The organism is Spirosoma sp. SC4-14 (assembly GCF_037201965.1).
Taxonomy (GTDB): Bacteria; Bacteroidota; Bacteroidia; order Cytophagales; family Spirosomataceae; genus Spirosoma.
The window spans coordinates 3,326,408-3,345,791 of the sequence record NZ_CP147518.1 but is presented as its reverse complement, the minus strand read 5'-3'; the positions used below and the strand labels follow the sequence as shown (position 1 = coordinate 3,345,791).

Annotated in this window: 16 protein-coding genes; 7 read left to right on the top strand and 9 right to left on the bottom strand. The window is 48.6% G+C overall.

Going from position 1 to position 19,384, the window contains the following annotated elements; all coding sequences use genetic code 11:
• Nucleotides 1–62: 62 nt before the first annotated feature.
• Together WBJ53_RS13510 and WBJ53_RS13505 are read right to left on the bottom strand one after the other, a co-directional pair.
• Complete coding sequence (locus WBJ53_RS13510) at nucleotides 63–857, bottom strand: alpha/beta hydrolase (protein WP_338876665.1); 795 nt, start codon at nucleotides 855–857, stop codon at nucleotides 63–65.
• Entirely contained in the window at nucleotides 854–1,486 is a 633-nt protein-coding gene (locus WBJ53_RS13505; protein WP_338876664.1) for an aminodeoxychorismate/anthranilate synthase component II, read from the bottom strand. The genes WBJ53_RS13510 and WBJ53_RS13505 overlap by 4 nt, the downstream gene beginning before the upstream one ends.
• Nucleotides 1,487–1,707: 221 nt before the next feature.
• On the opposite strand from WBJ53_RS13505, the gene WBJ53_RS13500 reads away from it, so the two are divergent.
• The 3 genes from WBJ53_RS13500 (at nucleotide 1,708) to WBJ53_RS13490 (ending at nucleotide 5,536) form a co-directional block, all read left to right on the top strand.
• Entirely contained in the window at nucleotides 1,708–3,057 is a 1,350-nt protein-coding gene (locus tag WBJ53_RS13500; protein ID WP_338876663.1) for an FAD-dependent oxidoreductase, read from the top strand.
• A gap of 41 nt (nucleotides 3,058–3,098) precedes the next feature.
• Nucleotides 3,099–4,619, top strand: coding sequence for an NAD(P)/FAD-dependent oxidoreductase (locus WBJ53_RS13495; protein ID WP_338876662.1), 1,521 nt, complete (start codon nucleotides 3,099–3,101; stop codon nucleotides 4,617–4,619).
• Nucleotides 4,620–4,699: 80 nt separating this feature from the next.
• Nucleotides 4,700–5,536 (top strand): hypothetical protein, encoded by an 837-nt coding sequence (locus WBJ53_RS13490; protein WP_338876661.1) that lies wholly within the window; start codon nucleotides 4,700–4,702, stop codon nucleotides 5,534–5,536.
• Nucleotides 5,537–5,566: 30 nt separating this feature from the next.
• Here WBJ53_RS13490 and WBJ53_RS13485 read toward each other — a convergent pair whose 3' ends face one another.
• Nucleotides 5,567–8,716 carry a T9SS type A sorting domain-containing protein gene (locus WBJ53_RS13485; protein WP_338876660.1) on the bottom strand — a complete coding sequence of 1,050 codons (3,150 nt, stop codon included), beginning with the start codon at nucleotides 8,714–8,716 and terminating at the stop codon, nucleotides 5,567–5,569.
• 145 nt (nucleotides 8,717–8,861) lie between these two features.
• Entirely contained in the window at nucleotides 8,862–9,809 is a 948-nt protein-coding gene (locus tag WBJ53_RS13480) for a LysR substrate-binding domain-containing protein (protein WP_338876659.1), read from the bottom strand.
• Between the two features lie 204 nt (nucleotides 9,810–10,013).
• On the opposite strand from WBJ53_RS13480, the gene WBJ53_RS13475 reads away from it, so the two are divergent.
• Both WBJ53_RS13475 and hemH read left to right on the top strand, forming a co-directional pair.
• Nucleotides 10,014–10,802: a hypothetical protein gene (locus WBJ53_RS13475; RefSeq protein WP_338876658.1), complete on the top strand. Its 789-nt coding sequence runs from the start codon at nucleotides 10,014–10,016 to the stop codon at nucleotides 10,800–10,802.
• A gap of 125 nt (nucleotides 10,803–10,927) precedes the next feature.
• On the top strand, nucleotides 10,928–11,989 hold the full coding sequence (gene hemH / locus WBJ53_RS13470) for a ferrochelatase (protein ID WP_338876657.1): 1,062 nt from the start codon (nucleotides 10,928–10,930) through the stop codon (nucleotides 11,987–11,989).
• 65 nt (nucleotides 11,990–12,054) lie between these two features.
• Here the strand turns inward: hemH and WBJ53_RS13465 are convergent, their stop codons facing one another.
• From WBJ53_RS13465 to WBJ53_RS13455, 3 genes are all read right to left on the bottom strand, one after another.
• The gene (locus WBJ53_RS13465; protein WP_338876656.1) at nucleotides 12,055–12,642 is read right to left on the bottom strand and encodes a carboxymuconolactone decarboxylase family protein; all 588 of its coding nucleotides are present in this window, start codon (nucleotides 12,640–12,642) and stop codon (nucleotides 12,055–12,057) included.
• A gap of 73 nt (nucleotides 12,643–12,715) precedes the next feature.
• The gene (locus tag WBJ53_RS13460) at nucleotides 12,716–13,270 is read right to left on the bottom strand and encodes a peroxiredoxin (RefSeq protein ID WP_338876655.1); all 555 of its coding nucleotides are present in this window, start codon (nucleotides 13,268–13,270) and stop codon (nucleotides 12,716–12,718) included.
• A 288-nt stretch (nucleotides 13,271–13,558) separates the two neighbouring features.
• Nucleotides 13,559–14,638: a hypothetical protein gene (locus WBJ53_RS13455; protein WP_338876654.1), complete on the bottom strand. Its 1,080-nt coding sequence runs from the start codon at nucleotides 14,636–14,638 to the stop codon at nucleotides 13,559–13,561.
• 214 nt (nucleotides 14,639–14,852) lie between these two features.
• Between WBJ53_RS13455 and WBJ53_RS13450 the strand changes: the two genes are divergently transcribed.
• A complete protein-coding gene (locus tag WBJ53_RS13450) occupies nucleotides 14,853–15,794 on the top strand; it encodes an OmpA family protein (protein WP_338876653.1) in 942 nt (313 codons plus the stop codon).
• Nucleotides 15,795–15,807: 13 nt separating this feature from the next.
• Here WBJ53_RS13450 and WBJ53_RS13445 read toward each other — a convergent pair whose 3' ends face one another.
• Nucleotides 15,808–16,692, bottom strand: a complete 885-nt coding sequence (locus WBJ53_RS13445; protein ID WP_338876652.1) for an EamA family transporter — start codon at nucleotides 16,690–16,692, stop codon at nucleotides 15,808–15,810.
• A gap of 231 nt (nucleotides 16,693–16,923) precedes the next feature.
• Here WBJ53_RS13445 and WBJ53_RS13440 point away from each other — a divergent pair, with 231 nt between their 5' ends.
• On the top strand, nucleotides 16,924–17,130 hold the full coding sequence (locus WBJ53_RS13440; protein WP_338876651.1) for a dodecin family protein: 207 nt from the start codon (nucleotides 16,924–16,926) through the stop codon (nucleotides 17,128–17,130).
• A 61-nt stretch (nucleotides 17,131–17,191) separates the two neighbouring features.
• Here WBJ53_RS13440 and nadE read toward each other — a convergent pair whose 3' ends face one another.
• Nucleotides 17,192–19,276: an NAD(+) synthase gene (gene nadE, locus WBJ53_RS13435; protein WP_338876650.1), complete on the bottom strand. Its 2,085-nt coding sequence runs from the start codon at nucleotides 19,274–19,276 to the stop codon at nucleotides 17,192–17,194.
• Nucleotides 19,277–19,384: the final 108 nt, after the last annotated feature.

Here is a 19,384-nt window from a genome sequence, read left to right as displayed (position 1 = left end):
ATTTACCCCAAAATAGAATAATAAATACCCATTTAATCTAAAAATAGCCAGAACATTTGTCTTTATTGTAAACTACCTACCGACATCGATTCGTTGACAACGGGATGTCGTTCGAGCCAGTCATTGAGCAGTTCGTTAAAGCGACCGGGATGTTCCATCATGGGTGCATGGCAGCACTTGTCGATAAAATGTAATTCCGAATCGGCAATCAATCGATTAAATTCATAGCCAACCTCTGCTGGCGTAATGGTATCATTCAACCCCCAAACCAATAGCGTGGGCACGTTAATTTTGTATAGATCTTTGGCCACATTGTTGCGTTGCGCCGATTTCGCGATACCAACGATGCTCATGCATTTGGGGATGCTGCTGGTAATCTCAAACACCTCATCAATTAACTCCTTGGAAGCAACTTCAGGATCATAGAATGTGTAGGCCACCCGCTCAGCAATGTAGTCATAGCTACCACGTTTGGGAAATGAGCCACCCATGCCGTTTTCAAACAGGCCCGAACTACCCGTAAGCACCAGCCGCTGAACATCCTCGGGATGTTTGAAGGTATACAGCAGGGCCAGATGCCCTCCCAGCGAATTACCTAACAGTGTTAGATCGGTTAATTTCTTTTCCGCTACGAATTTCTCGATAAATGCCACAAGGCCTTCCAGACTGGCTTCCCGAATAGGCATTTCATAGATCGGCATCATAGGAATAACTACCCGATAGCGGTCAGAAAACTCGTTAATAACACCATCCCAGTTGCTGAGCGCACCAAACAGGCCATGGAGCAACAGCAACACGTCGCCCTGTCCCTCATCTACGTAGCGAAATCCCGCTTCTTCCCGAATCTGATAGTTCATACGATGCTGTGTCTTTTATGCAGTAACTCGGCCGAAGCCAATGTTTCCTGCTTAACTGTACTAAATTTTAAAAAATTAATCCAATTCAACAAAATATCGAGTCCAAATGCTGTTAAAGCGGCCTCAGGGTGAAACTGTACACTCCATATGGGTAGATACCGGTGTCGCATTGCCATTAGCTCATACTGATCTGTATGGGCCGTACAAAGCAGTGTATCAGGCAAGCTATGCAACAGCAACGAATGGTACCGCGTTACTTCAAATCGGCGGGGCAATCCACGAAACAATACATCGCTGGTTTGCACCTCAACAGTCGAGACTTTACCATGCATGGGGCGAGCTGCCCTGCTGAGTGTAGCCCCAAAAAACTCGCCGATAGCCTGATGGCCAAGGCAAACTCCCAACAGAGGCACTTGCTGGTAATAATACGCAATTACCTCCATCAGACGGCCTGCATGTTGGGGTGTTCCTGGTCCTGGCGAAAGCACAACACCATCGACAGGCTGCTGCGTCAGGCGATCCAGTGATTCATTGTTTCGTACAACATAACAGGTCGCTCCTGCCTGATGCAGATAGTCTACCAGTGTATACGTAAACGAATCAAAATTATCGACGACTAACAGATTCATGCCCCTATAACACAATCTGCCGCGACAAAATTAACGGTTTCTAAAAAAAAGCATCAAGCTATATTACCTATCTCCTGATTATCAATATATTATTTTTTTATTATCTTTAAATTATACAATAGTTCTAAAAAAAATACTAGACAAATCGTGCCTACTACGCGGTATAGGTTGCAGGATAGTCTAATTTTGGCATTTATTCGGCACTTTAAAACCTGTCTAATATGCCAACGAATTCGTCTGCTTTATCCGCCAACCAGCCTCGTGTTAAGCCATCCGCAGCCGAGGTCAATACGGCTGACCTGGAAACGTCCGTTATCATTGTTGGCGGAGGGATTGCTGGCTTGACCTGTGCTAATTACCTCAAACAGGCAGGCATCCGGGCGCTTATTCTTGAAGCATCAGATGGGGTAGGCGGGCGTGTTCGCACCGATCACGTCGATGGCTTCCGGCTCGACCGGGGGTTTCAGATTCTTTTGACGGCTTACCCCGAAGCACAGCGTTTACTAAACTATGCGGATCTTAATCTTAACCATTTTCGGGCTGGAGCCATGGTTCGTCATCAGAACAACTGGCTTAGCCTTCTCAATCCGTTTCAGGAACCGTTATCAACTTTTCAGGCGCTTGCGTCATCGGTAGGGACAGTTGGCGACAAGCTCCGCATCGTTGAACTCATCCGACGCACACAGGGACTTAGCCTCGACGAACTGTTTCAGCAATCGCCAACCACTACGCTGGCTTTTCTGCGCGATTTCGGTTTTTCAGATCAAATTATTGAGCGGTTTTTCCGGCCCTTTTTTGGCGGTGTTTTTCTGGAAGATGGCCTCACAACCTCCAGCAACTTCTTCGAATTTTGCTTTCGATTATTTTTTACGGGACAGGCTGCACTACCCGCAAACGGTATAGGTGCCATTGCCGATCAACTGGCCAGTCGGCTCTCGCCCGATCAGATTCGGCTCCACAGCGCCGTTGCCCGGCTAGATGGAAAAACCGTTTACCTCACCAATGGCCAATCGCTCATCGCCAACACCATTGTTCTGGCCGTCGATGCTGCTCAGGCGGCTGTTTTGCTGGGACGTCAGGCTCCTGCCGAACACGCCTTTAACCATACAACCTGCACGTATTTTGCCAGCTCTACTCCCTTACCCGATGTGGCCCGGCAAAAACTGCTGTTGCTGAACGCTACCCGTTCTACGGCCGTTCATAATGTGGCTATTCTGAGCGATGTAGCACCTAACTATGCTCCTGCCGGACAAACCCTGGTATCGGTTAGCACGCAGGGCCTCGAAACCGTAAATGCAACGGCTTTAACGGAACAAATAAAGCAGGAATTAACCAGTTGGTTTGGCGACGACGTAAACCACTGGCGACACCTGCACACCTATCACATTCCACATGCGCTACCGGCTTATCCACCCGACCGCGCCGGTACAGATGCAATTCATGAACTACTGAAACTATCCGAAAACCTCTATCAATGTGGTGATCAAACCGCCTATCCATCGCTGAACGCGGCTATGCAAACCGGACGTCTGGTAGCCGATATGATCCGTAAACAGGAAATTCACGTGTAATTAGCAGCTATAGTCTGCAACTCTTTCTCTCAACAAAATCTATGAAAGCTGCTTTTGATGTAGCTATTATTGGTGCGGGGTTTGCCGGACTCACTGCGGCTGCCCGGCTAAAAAAACGTACCCAAACGTCGTTTGTGATTTTTGAACGAGCCAATCAGGTTGGCGGAACCTGGCGCCAGAATAGTTATCCTGGTTGTGCCTGCGATATACCATCCCATTTGTATTCGCTCTCGTTTGCCATGAACCCGAACTGGTCACGAATGTATTCGACCCAGCCCGAAATTCTGGCTTATACCAATCAGATTGTCGACCAGTACGACCTGAACGCGCATATTCGCTATAATACCGACATTGTTAGGGTGGTATTTTCAGATGCTCATTGGCACCTTACCGACCGAACGGGTAATCAGACAACGGCCCGAACTGTAATTCTGGCCGTTGGGCCGCTCAATTATCCGAGTATTCCGAAACTGCCAGGCTTGCAAACATTTGCCGGAACAACCTTTCATTCATCCAACTGGAACACTCACTATGAGTTGACCGGCAAACGGGTCGCTGTGGTGGGTACGGGAGCAAGTGCCATTCAGTTTATCCCTAAAATTGCTCCGCTCGTTAAACAGCTGACTATTTTTCAACGAACGGCTCCGTATGTATCGCCCCGGCGCGACCGGGCCATATCGGCAGTAGAACAACATCTTTTCAGGAAACTCCCGATCGCTCAAAAAGCCTACCGATCGCTGATTTACTGGTACAATGAACTCCAGGGAATGGCTTTTCTGGGCAACGAGGGGTTCAATAAAATCGGCACAAAACGAGCGCTGAAGCACCTGAATCAATCCATTAAAGATCCTGAACTACGGCAGAAAGTAACGCCAACCTACAAACTGGGCTGCAAGCGGGTTTTGATCTCCGATGATTACTACCCTGCGCTCAACCGCAATAACGTTGACCTAATAACGGCGGGCATTACGGAGGTAACAGCCAATTCGATTATCGATGCAGACGGGCACGAACATTCCGTGGATGCGATTATTTTCGGGACGGGGTTTGTTGTAGGCGGTGCCATCGCAAACCTGAACATTACCGGACGTTACGGTCAGAATCTCTTCGAGCACTGGTTAACCAAAGGTGCAGAAGCCTATTACGGCATAGCCATGTCGGGGTATCCGAATATGCTCTTCATGGTAGGACCCAATACCGGGCTGGGTCATAACTCAATTCTTCACATGATCGAATCGCAGGTGAACTATGCACTCAGCTACCTGGATTTGCTCGAAAAAAAACCAGCAGACGCTTATCTGGATGTTAAACCGGAGGTCCAGCAACAATACAATAGCCAGATTCAGCAAAAAATGCAGAACACGGTCTGGGCATCGGGCTGTCAGAGCTATTACCTCGACTCAAAAGGACGAAATACCACAATCTGGCCAGGACTTAGCTCGACCTATCGGAAAGCGACTCAATGCATAAATCCAGCCGACTACGAGCTGGTTTGCCGTAATCGACCCAAGCCCGAAGCTGTTTTCCAGCCGGATCTCATCCAACCTGGTTCGAATCATTGACTGAGCTGTTTTAGGAAAAGTGGCACCATCCTCCTTACTTCGTGTAGTAGCCCATAAGCCGGGCCAATTTTTTATTTTTCATGCGTGGAAACGTGTTTCTCCGGTATGTGCTCCCTCCACTGATTGCCCTGCCGATTGGTTTTTTATTGTTATACCCGCAATTGATTCGGTGTATGCGCATAAGCCAATCGGCAGCTTTTCGATCGCTTAGTCATACTCAGGGAGTGTATGTCAGCCGTAAAACTACGCCCAAACAGGAAATAGTGCTCCGGCAGCATGTTCTGACCGCCCGCGACCGTATTCGACGGTTCTGGAGTGGCCAGAAAGGAAAAGCTATTCTTATTTACTGCCCCTCGCAATCCGATTATGAACAGTATTGCATTGGTGGCGAAGGAGCCGGTTGTAGTCTCGGTTTGCCCTGGGGCGATTCGTATCTGGTTCTGGGTCCAGACGGTAACAATACGGATGTAATTGCCCATGAATTGTGCCACGACGAACTCTTTGCCCGACTTGGCTGGTGGCGTGTCAAACGGCAGATTCCGCAGTGGTTTAACGAAGGGCTGGCCCTAATGGTCGATTATCGATTCAGTAGTCCATCTGTTTGGGAACATCCGGATAGCATACAGACCGAAGATCCTCTGTTTGAACGCCAAGCCCCTGTCTACCGAAATCCTGTAATGATCAAACTTAAGGATCTGGAAACAACCCGCGACTTTTTTGGCGGAGGTTCTGAACACGTGATGCGGGCCTATCAGACGGCGGCCGAAGAAGTAGCCCGCTGGCTTTCTCTGGTGGAGCAACCGGGTGTTCCGGCCCTGGCCAATGCCATTCTGGCTGGAAAACCATTTAGCAAAGCTTATCAGGAGTTGGAACGTACCCATCGGAACAACCAAAAACGCCAGAGCAGCAAGCCATGATGTTTTTGGTTGTTCCAATAAACCGATTAGTTATAGCTTCACAATTCGTTTGGAAGCCGTTCGGTCGCCAACTCGTATTCGTAAAATATAGGTACCAGCCGGATGCTGATCCAGCGTTAAGATCGAAGTAGCCTGGCGAGTCTCCTGCCGGATTGAGGTCCGCCCCGACAGGTCTGTCAATTCCAGCAAAGCAGGCTGACTGGCACTAAGGCCGTTGATCCGAATTGTAAGGGTTGTAGTGGCAGGAACGGGATAAATCTCAAGCGCGTCGACCAGCGACTGGTCTTCGATTCCTAATGGATTCAGGACACTCACAACTGCCACGCCACTCACTTTCGGCCCTACGCCACAATCGTTACTTACACTGGTTAAATAATAGGCTGTTGTCTGGCCAGGACGGGTTTCGAACACATACGGGTTTGTGCTGGCAATAACCGTTTTTATTGTTCCGAGTGTTGTTGTGCTATCGCGGTAGGAAAATTTCCAGGGCCCATCGCCCGTAAATGCGACCGTTAGGCTGGCAGGCTGCCCTTCATACAGGTTCTGATTACCGGTTAGCGTTGCCGTTGCCAGCGGGCGAACCATTAGCTGGGTGGGACTGATATTTCCATATACAGGAATTTTCGGGTTTGTTGCACTTACCCGCACCCAGTATGTTCCGCCCGCCAGCGTATTGGAAAGGGCACCCGTGATCTGTCCATTTTCGGTCTGACTGCTCACCACATCCTGAAAAATTGCGGTGGACGTATCGGCACTAACCGGCGCAATCTGTAATTTAAATACACTACCAGAATTAAACGCCCCCGCTGTCAGAAACCGGGCCGACAGCGTAGTTCCTGCGCATACAGTGGTACTTGTCAGGCCCAGAGTTTGAATGACGGGAACAGTTACGGTTATGGTTGCCGTAGCGCCATTGCCCGGTAATCCAACTCCGCATTTGTTAGCCACCTCCAGCACCTGATAGGTAGTTGTACGCTCTGGTATCACCAAAATAGTGGTGTCTTTAATACTGGTTCCGCTCAATCCGTTCGACAGTTTGTAGCGATAAGGCCCTACGCCGGTAAAACTCAGTTTTAGTGGTACTTCCATGCCCAGATTTACCGTTGTTGTTCCGGCAATAGACATGGTGGGTGGCGTTTGTACAAATACGCGGATTGCTACTTTCGGGCTTTCACAACCATTAGTCCCCGTCTGCGTAACGTAGTAAACATCACCATCAGGTTTCACGGTGGCATTCAGCGTTGGCGGAGTCGGAGCGGTGGTGGTAACGACTCCATTGGGATCTGTCCATTTCAGGTTCTGGCCCACTGCTTCCAGTGGTTGCGCTGTTGCCCCCAGGCAAATTTCAATGATTGGATCGCTCACTGTCGGCGCGGGCGTTGTCAGAATAGTAACCGAAAACAATGCCTTATTACTTTCACAACCATCTACCGTTTGACTCACCAGATAAAACAGTGTATCGCCCTGATTGGTGACAGGTGTAGGGGCCGACAATAGTGCCGTTCCATCAGCAGCATACCATTTCAGATTCTGGCCTGTTGCCATTATGGGTTCAGCATCGGTAAACTGGCAGAGCGTGGTCGATGTAACTCCTGGCGTACTGGGCTGCATTTTTACAGTCACCAGCACCGACGCCCTTGCACTTTCGCAACCATCAACCGTCTGGGTAACGTAGTAATTCGTCTGGCCTGTCAAACTCGTACTGGCCATTGGCGTAATGGTTGTGCTGGTTCCACCTGTGCTAACCATATACCACCGCAAATTCTGCCCATCGGCCGTTAGTAGTTGAGCTGGTGTATTCTGGCATACGGTCAGTGGTGTTGTACCTGGAGCATCGGGAGCCGCCTTTGTAATAACGCTAATTTCGGCACGCTGACTTTCGCAGTTATTGACTGTCTGGGTTACAAAGTAGCTAACCGTACCAGGTTGATCAGTCGAAGGCACCGGAGCATTGCTCAACCGGTTGCCCAACGCATCGTACCAGGTTAAAGCCGTACCAGTGGCAGTAAGGGTAGCAGACGTGGCATTCTGGCAGAAACTGTACGTATTGGTAGCTATTGGTTTGCTGGGCTGAGCCGATACCAACACGGTAACGCTACTCCGCGAACTTTGGCAACCATCAACAGTCTGGCTAACATAATACACAAAACTGCCTACTGAATCCGTTTTGGGGGTAACACTACCGCCAAGCGACGTACCTCCCAACGGCACCGAATACCAGTTCAGATTCTGACCAGCCGCCGTCAAGGGAGCAGCCGATGAGTTTTGACAATAGGCGCTCCCCACCGAATCGACGGTTGGTGCAGCCGGAAGTGGTTTTACCGTTACGGCAATGACTGTGCGTGGACTTTCGCATCCATTAACGGTTTGACTCACGTAGTAGTTTTGGGTACCTGTAACGGATGTAACGGGCGTTATACTGGTCAAACTGGTTACGCCCGTTTCTGATTCATACCATTTCAGATTTTGGCCCGTTGCCGACAGGGATGTGCTTTGCGCATTCTGACAGTAAGCAATCGAATTGGCTTGTACTATTGGCGAAGCGGGCGACTCTTTGATGGTAACCGTAAGGGGCACTCGATCACTTTCGCAGTTATCGCCTACGGTTTGCGTCACATAAAAAGTCTGATTGCCAGCCATACTGGTGTTCGGTATAGGAGCTGTAGCAGAACCAAATCCACCCGAAGCTGCCGAATACCAGTTCAGCGAACCACTGTTCGCAGTTGTTGCCGATAAGGAAGTCGCCTGTGCATTCTGACAGTAGATTACTGCCGATGTGGTTGGTGTGGGCGATACTGCTTTAACGGTCAGGGTAGTTGAACTGGGAATACCCACAACAGACGGATTACTGGCCGACACCCGCACCTGATAATTTGTACCGGCTGCCGTAGTGGCCGGTACAGTGGCCAACACGCTCCAAACAGCCGAAATCCGGTTGGTTTGGATCACATGAGGCATTCCGGTTTCCAGCTTGCTAAAACCAGTTCCATCCGAAAGTTCTACCGTAAATACATTCCCACTATTATACTGACTATCCGTTGTAAACAAAACCTCCAGCGAAGAGCCCGGACAGACCGACGTAACACTGAGCGAATTGGTCAAAATTGTTTGCCCCCGAACAGCGGACGAAAGATTGACTAACAAAAACAACAGGAAGAGCCAACATAAACATCGAAACATACTGCAAAAGATTAGTAGTACTAGCGAACAAATCGGGTGGCAAATATAAAACCCACTTATGAGCTCTTGATAGGCCATAAGCCTTTCTTTTAAGCAACGGTTGGTTCGCCCTATAGAACTATATACCCTTTTGCATAAAGTTTTGTTATTGGGATACTCGTATAACCCGCCCTTTTCCGGAACTAGCCGTTGTTAGTTCGGCAGGTATGTGAAGTAGTATCTCCTGTTTTAAGGCATTGATCAGCTTTCGCTTCAAAAAACTCCGGTGCATCACCAGACTCACCTCCCGCACAGGGTCGGGCTCACTAAATGATCGCAGACGAGCCCGGCGAATGTCGTCCATATCCAGTGTAGCCAGATATGGTAACAGCGTGAAACCATCCTGCTTGTCAACCAGTTTGATGAGGGTTTCGAGCGATCCGGTTTCATAACGCAGGGTCGAATTGGTATTGCTTTTCCGATCGGCACCACAAATGTCTACAACCTGATTGCGGAAGCAATGCCCCTCTGTCAGCAACCAAAGACCCGTGCTTTGCAAGTCCGTTGGTTTCACCCGATCGACCCTGGCAAGCGGATGCGAGTTTGACGTATAAACCACAAATGGCTCCCGAAACAGAGGAATTTCGGTAATACCATTTTCGGCTAAGGGCGTTACCACCAATCCTACATCGATGAGGCCATTGCGCAATCGCTCAATGATCTGTTCTGTAACCAACTCCTGAATCTGCACCGATACGGCAGGATATTTACCCACAAATTCGCCAATAAAATAGGGTAACAGATACGGAGCCAGGGTCGGAATAATTCCCAGTTTTAATTCACCCTGAAAATCATTTTTCGATTCGTTAACGATTTCGGGAATTCGCCGGGCAGCCCGTAAAACTTCTCTTGCCTGGGCCAGTACCGCTTGCCCTGTTTCGGTAGGAACAACAGGTTGTTTTGAGCGATCGAAAACGAGTATACCCAGCTCATCTTCAAGCTTTTGGATCTGCATACTGAGCGTTGGCTGAGTTACATGGCAATTTTCGGCGGCCGTTGCAAAATGCCGGTATGTATCAACGGCAACAATATAATCGAGTTGAGAAAGCGTCATGAGTAGTTACACGATCTGATATTGAGCATTAGCTACTGGACAAAGGCAATATGCTTATTTTTGCGATCAACCACCTTTTATCCATTAGCCCCGTCTTCCATCTATCGAATGTATATCAGTAAAATTTATGCAAATCTAAATCTTATCGCACCAAACAATAACCGTTGTGTTCTACTTTTGTCTAAGAAAGCTTTTCTCCATCTCATGAAACTATACACTCTACTTCTACTAGTCGTTTTTGTTGGCGGAACGCCGGTCTTTGCTCAATCCAAAAAATCGGCAAACCCGCCTGCACAGGGGTTCGACCTGGCAGGCTCCGATCCTAAAGCCATTCAACTGGCCGATCAGGTGATGCAGGCAATGGGTGGCCGCAAAGCCTGGGATAATACACACATCATTGCCTGGAATTTCTTTGGCGTTCGTAAGCTCGTCTGGGATAAATGGTCGGGCGATGTGCGGGTCGATAATCTTCGCGACGACCAAACGGTTATTCTGAACATTAACAACAACCAGGGGCGGGTATTCAGAAATGGAAAAGAAATAACGGAACCCGATTCGATAGCCAAGTACGTAAAACAGGGCAAAAGCGCCTGGATCAACGATTCGTACTGGCTGTTTATGCCCTTTAAACTCAAAGATTCAGGAGTTACACTCAAATACCTTGGCGACGACGCAACCAAAGATGGGAAACCCGCCGACGTTATTCAGCTAACGTTCAAAAATGTGGGCAACACCCCGGATAATAAATACAAGGTCTGGGTCGATAAACAATCGCACCTGGTAACGCAATGGGCACACTACACAAAGTTTACCGATGAACAACCTCGCTTCACACTTCCCTGGGCCGATTATCAGCGGCATGGCGACATTCTGCTTTCGGGCGAACGGGGCGACCGCGACATTACCGACATCATGGTATTTTCGGGCTTACCCGGCGAAGTTTTCAGCGACTTTACGCGTACCGATTTCAGTCGATACCCGCAAGCCAAGTAAACGCCTATACGATCGTTTACCTTTTTTCTTTTCGATCGGTTAATTTTGCAGTAGTCAATGTATTGCCCAATGCCCAATTATAGCCTTGTGGCAAACTAACCTCAACCTATCGTGGTTTTCCTGGCATGGAAGCACCTGTTTTACAACCACCCGTTGCCCGTGTAAAAACACCCGGCAAAACGGGCGTTCTGATTGTTAATCTCGGCACCCCCGACAGTCCGTCTGTATCTGATGTACGCAAATACCTGCGCGAATTTCTGATGGATGGCCGCGTTATCGATATACCCGTTCTTCAGCGCACTCTGCTCATCAATGGCATCATTGCTCCGTTTCGCGCGCCTAAATCGGCCAAAGTGTATAAAGAACTATGGACTGAAAATGGCTCTCCCCTGAAACATTATGGGTATGTTGTTGAACGGGAACTTCAGAAAGAACTAGGCGACGCCTATATAGTGAAACTGGCAATGCGCTATCAAAGCCCCAGCCTCGAAGCCGGGCTCAACGAACTCCAACAGTTGGGGCTGGCCGACATTGTAGTGATCCCTTTCTTTCCGCAATATGCCTCTGCCTCAACCGGCTCTGTCTACGAAAAAGTGATGGACATTGTGAAAAACTGGCAGGTAATTCCGGCAATTCGTTTTGTTAACCGGTTTCACAATCACCCTAAATTCATCGAAGGCTTTGTGCAATTAGGGCGTAAATACATGCAGGCCTACAATTACGATCATTTTATTTTCAGCTACCACGGTTTGCCCGAACGTCAGATTTCGAAAGGCGATAGTACCGGAAAAGTCTGCCAGTTTGGCTCGTGCTGCGATTCGTATCATGCCATGAATCAGCATTGCTACCGGGCGCAGAGTTTCGACACCACGCGCCTGCTCGTTCGCGAGTTAGGCATTCCCGAAGGTAAATACACAACCTGTTTCCAGTCGCGGTTGGGTCGCACGCCCTGGATTAAGCCCTATACCGATGATGTTATTCGCGAGTTAGGCTCAAAAGGTATTAAAAGCGTACTGGCATTCTCGCCCTCGTTCGTAGCCGATTGCCTGGAAACGACCATTGAAGTGGGCGTTGAATACAAAGAACTGTTCGAAGCTTCGGGGGGGCAGCACTGGCAGTTGGTCGAAAGCCTGAACGATAGCCCCATCTGGATCGAAACCCTGGCCGATCTGGTTAAATCGGTCTGAAGCAAAAACCGCTCTGGCTGGTCAGCCAGAGCGGTTTTTGCTTCAGAGTGATACATATTAATCGTTTAAAGCACTGTAATCAATCCTTTGATTACGGCGGCCAGCCGAACTGCATCGAACACACGAGCTTCGGTAGAACCATGCTTTAGTACACTCTCTTCGTGCGACCGAACGCAAAGTTCGCACCCATTAACAGCAGACACGGCCAGACTCATCAGCTCGAAAAATTCTTTTCCCAATGCCGGATTCATCATGATACTCATCCGAATACCAGGCTGCGTTTGCTGATAATAATCCTTACTGACAAAATGCCGGAACCGGTAAAACACATTATTGGTGCTCAACAAGGATGTGCAGGCAGTAGTCTCCGTAATTTCGGCATCCGAAGCACCTTCCTGCTTCGCCATGGCGGTCAATGAATCGATCAGTGGCTGGTATTTTTCATTAACAGCTACCGAAAGTGCCAGTAATGTTGTTTCTTTCTTAGTCAGCGTCTGACTGCTATTCAGAACATTCCCAACATTGATTTTCAGATCGCGCAGGTAGCGATGTTCAGTAACAGCCAATGCCTCAAGTCCTGGATGGTCGCCCGATGCGTCCAGCCCAACCAGCGCCAGTAGCGACGCTACCGTTTCGTTTTGTGTGGTTGTCATAGTGAATGATTGAATTGTTGAATGATTGAGCTGTTGAATGCCGAATTCAACAATTCAATCATTCGCTCATTAGTTAGGCCGTCAGCGTAGCTTCGCCTTTTTGCCAGTTGCAGGGACACAGCTCGTCGGTTTGCAGTGCATCGAGTACACGCAGCACTTCGTTTACGTTCCGGCCTACCGACAGGTCGTTTACGCTAACCCAACGAATAATTCCCTGTGGATCAACAATATAAGTTACGCGGTAAGCCACTTTTTCGTTAGCTTCCAGAATGCCCAGATCTTCGGCCAGCGATTTCGATGTGTCGGCCAGCATTGGAAATTTCAGTCCACGCAAATCATCGTGGTTTTTGCGCCATGCCAGGTGCACAAATTCGCTGTCGGTCGACGCCCCAATCACCATCGTGTCGCGATCCTGAAAATCTTCGAATTTCTTGTTGAATTCAGCGATTTCGGTTGGACAAACGAACGTGAAATCTTTTGGCCACCAGAACATCACCAGCCATTGGCCAGCATTTTTGTGGTCTTCCGACGAGATTTCATAAAATTCTTTGTCTTTGTCGAGCGACACAACGGCCAGTTTCTTGAATTCAGGAAACTCAGAACCAACGGAAATAATTTGATTTTTCATAGAAAAATTCAGGTTGTATTCGATACGAAATCTAAACTGAATACAAAGGTCGGAAGGAATCACGTATCAGCCGTATTGTTTTTATCAATAAGCGATAGAGAGATAGGAAGCCATATAAGCTAATTGCGCGTAATTCAGGTGCTTATGTTAAAAACGCGTTAATAAAAGCCTGTATACTTCTTTAAAGAATAATACAATCAATCAAAAATCTACAAATTATCACTTTGCCAAGAAAAAGAACCGGCCAACTCTTTGAGTTGGCCGGTTCTTAAGCAATATAGATGCTGGTTACGCTGCCATTGGCAACTGATCCTTCTGCTCAGACGAAGTTGCTATCATAGGCGCTACAATGGAGTTCATGCGGTCGCGCACGAAACTTTCCTGTAGATACGAAGGCAGTTTAGCAACCAGTTGCCGATATGCATCCATTCCAAGTGCTTTGGCCACATAAGCTTCATGTACTGAGTTGACATGTGCCACAATATTTACCAGGCTCTGATGGAAAAGCTTCACATCGATCTCTGAATCGACAAAACGTTCGATCTCCCGATTGGTTGAAGAGATTCGCAGGCGGCTCAACATATCGAAGTAAGTTGTATAGCCGATTTGCCTGGCTAACTGTTTGTATTGTTCAATACTGAATTTCTGTAAAATCTCACCCGTTTTCGAGCTACGAAGTGCCGTTTTAGGGTTATTCTGAATAGCATTACGAAGTGCTTTTATCCGCTGATCGCGCGTAGTTTTCAGAAACTGCGACAGTTCAGCCTGCACCGATCCCTCCCGCGATGGCAATAGTAAGTCGCTCTTACCTGCTGCCGCAAAGCGTTTTGCCATAGGCAATCGTTGAATCCGATAGCTGTTGATTGGCCCAAGCGCATAGTATCCGATAGAAGCCGGATAATAGCCACGCACAACCATATTTCCGATCCGTTTCCGAATCAACTCTTCATTGCTAACGTTGATTCCCTGCACGGCCAGAAAAGCCCGTGCACTAAATAACGCACTATAATAGGCCTGCGGAAAGGTCCAGTGCAATGAGCTTTGCAGATATTGCTCATCATTGACAACCGGTGTAATACGCAACGCATATTCCGCACTCCAGCTATTGAGCAATAATTTTTCCAGTGCTTTATAACTCGCATCAGTAACCGAGCCATGAAACTGCTGAAAGATCGGAAACTTAGCGACATCGAAGAGGTCCTGCTGGTGCTGGATATGGTAATCCATGGCAAAAAAATGATTCAGAAACACCTGTGCCGGAATCGATTTACGCCAATTGTCATCGAGCGGCAAACTGCCCCCTGAATTCGGAGCAAGAGGTGCCTGAGCGTTCGGAGAATGCATCGTCACGTTGGTTATCTGTGTCATACTTCATTAACGAAAAAAGTGTTTTTTACGTTCATTTTTCAAACACAATTTCACTACCAAAATACACTGATTAACAGATAGTTAACTGCGATTATTTGAACCCATTTCAGGTACCGAAAAACCGCCTAAAATCTGTTCTTCGAAACTAGCCCACTGGGTTGGTTTTTGACGGTTTGGGCGTACTTTTGAGGTATGTTTTTCGTTGCTTTACATAATGAAGCGAATCTATTCAATACTTTTAGTCAGTCATCTGTTCTTCGGTTCATCGGCGTTTGTTATGAGCTGGGGGCAGTCCAGACCTCAGTCAGCCACCAGCAGTGCCCCAGTCTCTCTTACACTTGAAGGAACCATCGTCGATGCCGGAACACGCGATCCGGTTGTAGGGGCCCTAATCTCCGTAAAGAACCAGAGTGGCACTGCGAGTGATAAACAGCGGGTTGGAGCCGATGGCACTTATACGCTTGTTCTACGGTCGAAAGAAGGCTTCCATATGTCGATCATTGCTGATGGTTATGAGCCATATGAAAAAGATTTAGCGCCTACCTCAACTTATACCAATAAAATTACGGGCTCAATGATTGCACTGGATCGCATTAGTACAAAACCAGCAAGCAAGCCCGTTGCAGCCGCTCAGCAACCACCTAAATCGGAACCTACAGCCGCTCCAGTGGCTTCGTCAACGGTTAGCCCGGTTGCCCAACAAGCGACAGATGCTGGCAATGCTTCAGCGGCTAATCAACGGGTTATTCCGCCCAAAACACTTGATGCCAAGGTTAGCTATACCCCACCGCTGGTTGTAGCACCCAAGGGAAAGGTAACCCAGCTAAAAGCTCTGCAGTTTGTTCAGAGCAAGGCCGAACTTCTACCTGATGCGCAACCGGCGCTGGAACAGCTTTTACAGTTTATGCAGCAACATCCTGCTGTTGAAATCCAACTGGCCGGCCATACCGACAATCAGGGCGATTTCGACAAAAACGTGCAGTTATCGAAAGAACGGGTCGAAGTAATCAAGGAATTTCTGGTACAAAATGGTATCGATCCAAACCGCATTACGACTCGTGGCTACGGCCCTACCCGCCCTATCGCCAGCAATAACTCCGAAGCGACCCGAAAGCTAAACCGTCGCGTGGAAATGACGGTAGTGAAAGCCCCCTAGCCCCCAAAAGAGGCTATTTTCTCCCTAGCCACAACCCACCGATCACCAGCGTTGTGCCGATAACCGTAAACAACGTAATGGGTTCGTCGATAAGCATATACGCATAAACAAAGCCGAATATTGGGCAGAGGAACAGCCAGAGCGACGCCCGGATGGGGTCTTGCCGAACGAGGTAAAACCACAATTGCAACGCTGCCACCGATACGGGTATAATAAGCCAGAACACCGATGTCCAGAATCGTAAATCGAACTGTGAGTTGCGGAACGCAGCCGGATCAAGAAAAGCAGCCAGTATAGTAAAGGGCAACAAGAGCAATCCACCCAGAAATACCTGCCATCCATTAATGACCAGATTAGGCAACCGCCATTGAATTCGGGCATAATAGACTGTGGCAGCCGATACCGATATCATCCCCCCCAACAAAATAAGAATTCCCTCCACTGTGGCATAACTATTCTGAAGCAACGGATAGGTAGCAATACCGACGCCCAATAGCCCCAGCAACAACCCGGCTGTTTCATTCCAGCGCGGCATCCGGCGTAGCCATAGCGCCGAAAGCATGGCTATAAACAGCGGATTAGTAGCCGTCGACAAACTACCAATTCCGGCCGACACCTGTTTTAGCGCCAGCACAAAAGCGCCCAGGTAGATGGTCGTATTGAGCAGCGCAAAAACAGTTAACTGGCGAAATTCCGTAGCCGTAGGCCAGGCGTTTTTAGTATGCTGAATGCCATAAGCAAAAAGAAGCATACCACTACCAGCTATAAAAAAGCGCACTTCGGCCAGAATGAGCGGATGTACTGATTGAACACCAAACTTGGTCGCTGCCGAAGCCGACGCCCATAGAGCCGCAAAAAGAAGGCCAGCTAAGAAACTGGCAGACATCGTGGATTTCATAAGCTGTTTCCCGTCCACTGAGCCAGCCTAAATAAGGTCTCAGAAGTGGGCAACCGGTAAAAAGTTAAGCCGCAAAAATCGGGAATAAACTTCGGATGATGCCAGCTTCTCCTACGTATGTTTTACTAAAACTTTTATCGGCTTTTGTTACTTCTGCTCCGACAACTCGTAATAAGACATAGACAATGAAAGTGTATACTTTCAAATCGATCACTAAAACCCAACAACCAAATGGCTATTGTTAAAGTAATTGAAGTAATTGCCTCGTCGGAAACAAGTATTGATGATGCCGTACATAATGCTGTTGCCGAAGTGTCTAAATCCGTTCGGAATATCGATTCTGTTTACGTGAAAGACATCAAAGCCCATGTCAAAGATGGTAAAATCAGCACCTTCGGCGTAATTTGTCAGATATCATTCCGGGTCGATGCAGTGTAATGGTTTTTAAATGCACAGATCGGTCCCTAGCTTACGGAAACCGATCTGTGCATTTTCCATTCTAAAACCCAATTTTTCCTTTTCGGCTACCAGGCTTCTGATCGGTGGCCCAGTCTCTCATCTCGGCCAGTTCTTTCTCGAAACCACCCGACAGAATAGGGAAACGGCACCACGAACGCGGATCGAGGTTGTGATCGTCGAGGTGGAATGAGGGGGCGTAACGCTCGCGTTTCCACTGGTTGCGGCTCCAGAGCCGGAAAAACCGCTCCACCCAAATCAACAACCTGTCGCGTTCGTAGCGTCCGGCATACCGAACTTCCACCAGTTTCAGCACCTCTACGGGCGGTTGTTTATCCCGGATAGCCGACTCTTCAATGGAATTCAGCACATCGTAGGGCATCAGGTCATCTTCGTCGGTCTGCATCTTATCCAATGGCCGTAGTTCGGCCGTAGGTTGCAGGTTGTTGACGGCATGAAGCCCCTTTATTCGGATCAACTGATCGGATGTGGTCGGATCGGTTGTCGAGCCGGTGCGGTCGGCGGGTGTCCATTCGTTTTTCACGTTGAGCCCAACCGTTTCTAGCCAGCGCAGCCAACCCCGCAAAAAATGCTTATCGATACCCGTAATGGGACTGATACTACCGGCCGTATCGCCATCCATTGTGGCATAGCCAACGGCTGCTTCAGAACGGTTCGACGTACTCAGCAATAGCGCGTTGTTGAGATTGGCCAGCATCCAGATGCTCGGAGCCCGCACCCGTGCCTGAATATTTTGTAGCGCCAGATCGTCTGTCTCCCACGACAATTGTCGGCCAATTTGCTCCTCAATCAACCCGCGATAGGTTTCAACGAGTCCGTTGATATTGATATGCAGGAATTTGGCCCCAATGTCTTCGGCCAGTTCCTTAGCCGAATTGAATGTATTGTCCGATGAATTTTCGGTCCCCTGATACATCACCGTCAGCAGTTTACCGACCATCTCTTCGGGGGTCTGACAATCCTGAATAGCCTTAATGTAGCTCAGTTTTTTCTTGACGCCTTTCAGGCCGATATTCTGAACAGCCATCCGGATCATCAGAAATACCGTAGCCGCAATAGCCGACGAATCGGCACCACCACTCAGCGACAGCACATATCCCTGCGATCGGCTCTTCCGGAGGTAATCGAACAGACCAAGCGCCACTGCCCGTGCAAATTCTTCCTCTTTCAGATAGCCACCCCGCTCCCAGCCTTCTAATTCGGCTTTCTGGATAACGGGAGCAATCTCAGGCCAGTCGAACAGGCTTGTTACGCGCAGATTCGGATACGCCAGCGCCAGGTTAGCGCGGTTTTGGGCCTGGTTCAGACGGGTAGCCTCGACATCGACAACGGCCGGAACAATCAGAAAATCTTCGTAGCTCAGCCGAGGCCCCGACACCAGCAATTCGCCGTTTGAGGCAACCATCGCGTCGCCATCGTAAATCATCCGACCAGCTTCGTTGCCCAGCATGTTGCTATAGATATAACTAACACCAAACGACCGCGACGCATCGACTACAAACCGCTCACGCACCTGCGACTTCAGAAACGCGAAGTGACTGGCCGTTGGATTGAGGATAAGATCGACTCCCCGTTCATACAAAATACGGCCGGGTCGGCTGGCAACCCAGGCGTCTTCGCAAATTTCGAAACCGATCCGAATCCCCGACAGGTCGAAGACAATATCGCCAAACGGGTACATGAAATCACCGATTTTGATTTCATCCCGAACATAAGCAGGCCAGGGCTGAAACCAGCGGGTTTCGTAGTGGACGCCATTGTTGGCCATAAATTGCTTGGCCACAAAGCCCTGAATGCGCTTGTTGGCAATCAGACAAGCCACATCGAACGTTCGGTTGTTATGCCGCAATGGCAGGCCCACCGCAACGGCAATATCGTTGGTGTATTCAACAATGTCGAGCAACGACGCCACCGACTGATCGATAGTATTTTGCGCAAAAAACGCATCCTCGCAGCCGTAGCCCGAAATACAAAGTTCGGTTAGACAAAGCAGGCTAACATTCTGCCGCCTGGCTTCTTCAATGGCATTGATGATGTTTTGTTTGTTGTGATCCCACGCTAATGGGATTTGGTTTAGTACACCTGCTGCTACTTTAAGAAGTTTCATATTCAATGAGTGAATGAGCGAATGAGCGAATAGTTTCCTTGGCAACTACTTGTTCAATGCTCATGAAATAATGTATTACAAGAATAACAAAGATCGAGCGAAAATGGG

What these genes read in the sequence shown, in the direction of transcription:
- WBJ53_RS13475 (WP_338876658.1), top strand. Translation starts at nt 10,014, where the DNA reads ATGAAACTATACACTCTACTTCTACTAGTCGTTTTTGTTGGCGGAACG.
- WBJ53_RS13445 (WP_338876652.1), bottom strand. Translation starts at nt 16,692, where the DNA reads ATGAAATCCACGATGTCTGCCAGTTTCTTAGCTGGCCTTCTTTTTGCG.
- hemH (WP_338876657.1), top strand. Translation starts at nt 10,928, where the DNA reads ATGGAAGCACCTGTTTTACAACCACCCGTTGCCCGTGTAAAAACACCC.
- WBJ53_RS13465 (WP_338876656.1), bottom strand. Translation starts at nt 12,642, where the DNA reads ATGACAACCACACAAAACGAAACGGTAGCGTCGCTACTGGCGCTGGTT.
- WBJ53_RS13460 (WP_338876655.1), bottom strand. Translation starts at nt 13,270, where the DNA reads ATGAAAAATCAAATTATTTCCGTTGGTTCTGAGTTTCCTGAATTCAAG.
- WBJ53_RS13440 (WP_338876651.1), top strand. Translation starts at nt 16,924, where the DNA reads ATGGCTATTGTTAAAGTAATTGAAGTAATTGCCTCGTCGGAAACAAGT.
- WBJ53_RS13455 (WP_338876654.1), bottom strand. Translation starts at nt 14,638, where the DNA reads ATGACACAGATAACCAACGTGACGATGCATTCTCCGAACGCTCAGGCA.
- WBJ53_RS13505 (WP_338876664.1), bottom strand. Translation starts at nt 1,486, where the DNA reads ATGAATCTGTTAGTCGTCGATAATTTTGATTCGTTTACGTATACACTG.
- WBJ53_RS13510 (WP_338876665.1), bottom strand. Translation starts at nt 857, where the DNA reads ATGAACTATCAGATTCGGGAAGAAGCGGGATTTCGCTACGTAGATGAG.
- WBJ53_RS13450 (WP_338876653.1), top strand. Translation starts at nt 14,853, where the DNA reads ATGAAGCGAATCTATTCAATACTTTTAGTCAGTCATCTGTTCTTCGGT.
- WBJ53_RS13495 (WP_338876662.1), top strand. Translation starts at nt 3,099, where the DNA reads ATGAAAGCTGCTTTTGATGTAGCTATTATTGGTGCGGGGTTTGCCGGA.
- WBJ53_RS13480 (WP_338876659.1), bottom strand. Translation starts at nt 9,809, where the DNA reads ATGACGCTTTCTCAACTCGATTATATTGTTGCCGTTGATACATACCGG.
- WBJ53_RS13485 (WP_338876660.1), bottom strand. Translation starts at nt 8,716, where the DNA reads ATGTTTCGATGTTTATGTTGGCTCTTCCTGTTGTTTTTGTTAGTCAAT.
- WBJ53_RS13500 (WP_338876663.1), top strand. Translation starts at nt 1,708, where the DNA reads ATGCCAACGAATTCGTCTGCTTTATCCGCCAACCAGCCTCGTGTTAAG.
- WBJ53_RS13490 (WP_338876661.1), top strand. Translation starts at nt 4,700, where the DNA reads ATGCGTGGAAACGTGTTTCTCCGGTATGTGCTCCCTCCACTGATTGCC.
- nadE (WP_338876650.1), bottom strand. Translation starts at nt 19,276, where the DNA reads ATGAAACTTCTTAAAGTAGCAGCAGGTGTACTAAACCAAATCCCATTA.